Below are 5,064 nucleotides of genomic sequence, written 5' to 3' on the forward strand. Positions count from 1 at the left end.
GCCACTCGGTGCGCCACTCCGACCGCCACAGCTCGGGCCAGGCCTCGGGTCCGGGCGGGTCGAGGACGGTGACGACGAGCCGCTCGCTCTCCAGCTCGGCGAGGGCGATCCGGTCGGCCCGCAGCGGCCCGCGCAGCGCGGCGACCACGGCCTTGCCCACGTCGCGGACGGTGACGGCGGTGGCCAGCGCGGCGGCCAGGCGCTGGACCCGGGCCACGTCGGTGACGTCGGAGCGCAGCGTGGAGACGTCGACGACCGTGCCCACGAGCCGTGCCGGGCGGCCCTCGCCGCCGGGCAGCAGCCGCCCGCGCAGCCGGAGCCACTTCGGCGGACCGGCGGGCTGGAGCACCCGGAACTCCAGTTCGCGGTCGCCGATGGACATGTGGTCGGCCTCCACCACGGACATCAGCGACGGCAGGTCCTCGGGGACGGTCAGGCTGAGCAGTGTCTCGACCCGGCCGTCGAACTCCACCGGGTCCAGGCCGAACAGGTCCAGCAGGTCGTCGCCGACCCGGACCCGGCCGGTGTCCATGGCGAGCGTGAAAGCGCTCGGCGGCAGCTCACCGGCCTCCGCGGGCGCGGCCGGGGCGGTGAAGGCGACCGCGTCGGAGATGAGCTCCAGGCAGCGGAGGTCGTCGGCCGCGAAGCCCTCGGGGCGCTGGCTCACGGCCAGCAGGCAGCCGCCGTCCCCCTGTACGGGAAGGGCCGTCAGGAAGAACTCCCGGGAGGGCACGCGCCGCGCCTGGGCGTGCTCGGCGAGTTCCGCCGGCCCCAGTGACACCGGCCGTCCGCGGCGGTGGGCCTCGGCGACGGGGGAGCGCCCGGCACGCGGGTAGCTGTCGCGCAGTCCGTACAGGGTCCTCGGGACGCCGGCCGACTCCATCAGGCACAGCAGCTCGCCGTCCTCGCTGGGCGCGTAGACGGCGGCGAGCGCCGCACCGGCGAAGACCAGTGCCTGTTCGAGGACGCGGCGCAGCCGTTCGGGCGACTCCTGATCGATCGCGATCGCCCTGAGGGCACCTTCGGCACGCAGCGTTCGCGTTCCGCGCTCTTGGGCGCCCTGACTGACCACGTTGGCCATTACAGCGCTTATGAGACACCTGCGCAGCCCCTGTGGGCGTTCGGTGAACCAGTACCGAGGCAGGGGCTCGAAAGAAACCGAACATGTCTTTACGCGTGCGTTCCGCACGGTGTTCTCGTGACAGGCGTGACTGTGCGTGCCCGGCGGGTGGCTGGAAAGCTCGGTGCTCGTCAGGAGGGGGACGCATGGACAAGCGGTACGAGGTGTACGCGCTGGCCGACCGGCATTTCTACGAGACGCCGGACCGGCTGGCGCGGGGCGCGCAAGGGACGGCCGCGCACCTCTACGAGACGGCCCGCCGGCCGCTGCCCGAGGGCTGGGAGTCGGCCCGGATCGGCGACTGGCAGACGATGACGCCGCTCGGCCCGGACGGCGAACCGCTGCAGGGCCCGGCCCAGGGGTGGAAGATCCACGCCTCGGCGACCCGGGCGAACGCGGAGGACATCGCCCGGATCGTGTGGGACTACTGCGTCGAGCGGCGCGTTCCCTTCAAGTTCGTGCCGGGACCGCACCTGCTCCACCTGCGCAACACCAAGTACGCTCCGCGCGACGGCAGCGGCAAGTTCGTCACCGTCTACCCGGCCGACGAGGAGCAGCTGCACCAGGTGCTGCGCGAGCTGGGCGCCCTGCTGGAGGGGTTCGAGGGGCCGTACATCCTCACCGATCTGCGCTGGGGCGAGGGCCCGCTGTACGTGCGCTACGGCGCGTTCGCACGGGCGTTCGTTGTGGACGAGCGGGGCTCGCTGGTGCCGGCGGTGCGCGACGGCGAGGGGCGGCTGGTGCCGGACCGGCGGTCGCCGTCCTTCCAGGTGCCCGAGTGGGTGACGCTGCCGGCGTTCCTCAAGCCACACCTCGACGCACGGAACAACACGACGACGGGCGAGCTGCCGTACCGCATCGAGAAGGCCCTGCACTTCTCCAACGGCGGCGGGGTGTACGCGGGCACCGACACCCGTGACGGGCGCAAGGTCGTCCTCAAGGAGGGCCGGCCGCACGCGGGGCTCGCCTCGGACGGGGCCGACGCGATCGCCCGGCTGGAGCGGGAGAAGCGGGCGCTGGAGCAGGTCGCGGGCACGGGCGTGGTCCCGGAGGTGCGCGACTGGTTCGAACTCGGCGGGCACCGCTTCCTGGTGATGGACTTCCTCGAGGGCCGCCCGCTCAACTCCTTCTTCGCCGAGCGGCATCCCCTGCTCACCCAGGATCCCGACGCGGAGGCCGTCGCCTCCTACACGGCCTGGGCGCTGCGCATCCACCGCAGGGTGGAGGAGGCCGTGGCGGCGGTGCACGCCCGGGGCATCGTCTTCAACGACCTGCACGTCTTCAACATCATGGTCGCCCCGGACGAGGAGACGGTGTTCCTCCTCGACTTCGAGGCCGCGGCCCCGGCCGAGGAGAACGGCCGTCAGGTCGTCGCCCACCCCGGGTTCTTCGCGCCGCCGGACCGCAGGGGCGCCGACATCGACCGCTACGCGCTGGCCTGTCTGCGGCTGGCCCTGTTCCTGCCGGTGACCACGTTGTTCGTGGTCGACCGCGGCAAGGCGGCGCATCTGGCCGAGGTGATCTCGCAGCAGTTCCCGGACGTGCCGCGGGAGTTCCTCGACCAGGCGGTCGCCGAGATCACGCGGGAGGTGTCCGGCCGTACGGCGGCCGCTCCCTCCACGCCGGTGGATCCGGGCGACTGGCCGTACAGCCGCGACTCGATGGTCAAGGCCATCCTCGCCTCGGCCACGCCGGAGCGCGACGACCGGCTCTTCCCCGGCGACGTTGCCCAGTTCTCGGACGGCGGCGGGCTCGGGCTCGCCCACGGCGCCGCCGGGGTGCTGTTCGCGCTGGACGCGGCCGGCGCCGAGCGGTACGAGGAGGGCGAGCGCTGGCTGCTGGACCGTACGGCACCGGCCCCGGTCGGTACCCCGCTCGGCCTGTATGACGGGCTAGCGGGCGTCGCCCTGGTCCTCGACCGGCTCGGGCACCGGCAGCGGGCGCTTGACCTGGTCGAGGGCATCCTCGCCGAGCGGTGGCAGAACCTCTCCTCCGACCTGCACGGCGGACTGGCCGGGCTGGGCCTCGTCCTCGGGCAGCTGGCCCGTACGACCGGCGAGGCGGAGCTGGGCGAGCGGGCCCACGAGGCCGCGCGGATCCTCGTCCAGCGCCTCACCGAGCCGGTCCCGGCCACGTCCCGGCCGCGCGCCGGACTGCTGCGCGGTGCGAGCGGTGCCGCCCTGCTCATGCTGCGGCAGTACGAGTGGACCGGCGAGGAGGCCTGGCTCGAGGCGGCGGCCGTGGCCCTGCGCAGGGACCTGGCGTCCTGCGTGACCCGCGAGAACGGGTCGCTGGAGGTCGACGAGGGCTGGCGGACCCTGCCCTACCTCGGCGACGGCAGCGCGGGCCTGGGCATGGTCCTCGACGACCTCGTGCACCACTCCCCCGGCCTCGCCGGGGAGTTCGAGACGGCCCGTTCCGGTGTGCTCACCGCGGCCACCTCCCGCTTCTACGCGCAGCCCGGGCTCTTCCAGGGCCGCGCCGGAATGATCCTGCACCTCAGCCGCACGACCACGCCGGGCGCGACCGAGGACCGGCTGGCCGCGCAGATCGCCGGGCTCGGCTGGTTCGCGATGGCCTACCAGGGCCAACTGGCCTTCCCCGGCCACCAGATGATGCGGCTCTCCATGGACCTCGCCACCGGAACGGCAGGGTGCCTGCTGGCGCTCGGCGCGGCCCTCGACCCGGCGACCGACGCCCACCTGCCGTTCCTCCCGCCGCCGAACAGGCGGCCCCACTGACGCGGTTCCGCGATCCCGCGGAGTCGTGACACCACCCCGTCCCCACGGATGACCACGGACGGACACCCAATGGAAGGACACACCATGGCACTTCTCGACCTGCAGACCATCGAGTCCGACGAGCGCATGACCGGCGGCGGCAACAGCACGGTGAGCCTGCTCTCCTGCATCAGCGCCGCGAGCGTTCTGCTCTGTCTCTGATCTACGGTCTGCCGGCTCCGGGCGGCTCCCTCCCTTCGGGGAGGGGCCGCCCGGGGTCCTTCCCGTTCCAGGAAAGGCCCGTATGACCTCGCGCGGCGACGACGACCCGGCGGCCGGACACGCGCGCACGCTGCTGCGCGCGGCGACCCGGTACAGCGGGTCCCGCTGTGTGGCGCTGTGCCTGGTGAGCATCGCCGCGACGGGTGGCGGACTGCTGCTTCCGGCCGTGCTCGGCCGGGCCCTCGATCTTCTGCTGGCACAGGCCCCGGCGACCCGCTGGGTGCTCTGCTGCGCCGGCCTCGTCCTGCTGCTCGGTCTGCTCGACGCGGCCCAGACGGTCCTCACCGGCACCGTCGACGCCCGTACCACCGCGTGGCTGCGCCGCCGGCTGACCGGGCACGTCCTGGGCGTCGGCTCGCGCGCCGCGGACCGCTTCGGCTCGGGTGACCTCGTCGCGCGCCTCGTCGGCAACGCCGTCGAGGCGGGCACCACTCCGGCGGCCCGCGCGGCGCTGCTGGCCGCGCTCGCCGGTCCCGTCGGCGGAGTGGTCGCGCTGGCGGTGATCGACTGGTGGCTCGCGGTCGTGTTCCTCGCCGGAGCCCCCCTGCTGGCCCTTCTCCTGCGCGCCGTCTCGCGGGACACCTCCGAGAGCGCGTCGCGCTATCAGCAGGCCCAGGGCCGGATCGCGGCCGCGCTGGCGGAGGCCGTCGAGGGGGTCCGCACCGTCCGGGCGGCCGGCACGGAGCGCCGGGAGACGGCCCGTGTGCTGCGGCCGCTGCCGGATCTGTCCCGGGCCGGGCACCGCATGTGGCGGGTGCAGGGACGGGCCGCGGCCCGGGCGGTCGCCGTGGCGCCGCTGTTGCAACTCGCGGTCGTCGCCGTGGCCGGTGTTCTGCTCAGCCGGGACCGGCTCTCGGTGGGCGAGGTGCTCGCGGCCTCCCGGTACGCGGTGCTCGCGACGGGCGTCGGTGTGCTGGTCGGCCGGCTGGACGACTACCACCG

4 protein-coding genes are annotated in these 5,064 nt (G+C 74.0%); 3 read left to right on the top strand and 1 reads right to left on the bottom strand.

The window, feature by feature from the left end:
- Window positions 1-1,081 (bottom strand): PAS domain-containing protein (locus ABT116_RS39435; RefSeq protein ID WP_351644547.1); only part of this gene is annotated, 1,081 nt, incomplete at its 3' end.
- A 185-nt stretch (window positions 1,082-1,266) separates the two neighbouring features.
- Here ABT116_RS39435 and lanKC point away from each other — a divergent pair.
- The 3 genes from lanKC to ABT116_RS39450 all read left to right on the top strand — a co-directional run.
- Window positions 1,267-3,861: a class III lanthionine synthetase LanKC gene (lanKC, locus tag ABT116_RS39440; protein ID WP_351644550.1), complete on the top strand. Its 2,595-nt coding sequence runs from the start codon at window positions 1,267-1,269 to the stop codon at window positions 3,859-3,861.
- 84 nt (window positions 3,862-3,945) lie between these two features.
- Window positions 3,946-4,062 (top strand): SapB/AmfS family lanthipeptide, encoded by a 117-nt coding sequence (locus tag ABT116_RS39445; RefSeq protein ID WP_053673473.1) that lies wholly within the window; start codon window positions 3,946-3,948, stop codon window positions 4,060-4,062.
- An 82-nt stretch (window positions 4,063-4,144) separates the two neighbouring features.
- On the top strand, window positions 4,145-5,064 hold a 920-nt coding region (locus ABT116_RS39450), incomplete at its 3' end, for an ABC transporter transmembrane domain-containing protein (protein WP_351644553.1).

This window comes from Streptomyces sp. NPDC002130, assembly GCF_040296465.1.
Lineage (GTDB): Bacteria > Actinomycetota > Actinomycetes > Streptomycetales > Streptomycetaceae > Streptomyces.

Bases quoted from the DNA above. Each gene is read 5' to 3' on its own strand.
- lanKC (WP_351644550.1), top strand. From the start codon at position 1,267: ATGGACAAGCGGTACGAGGTGTACGCGCTGGCCGACCGGCATTTCTAC.
- ABT116_RS39445 (WP_053673473.1), top strand. From the start codon at position 3,946: ATGGCACTTCTCGACCTGCAGACCATCGAGTCCGACGAGCGCATGACC.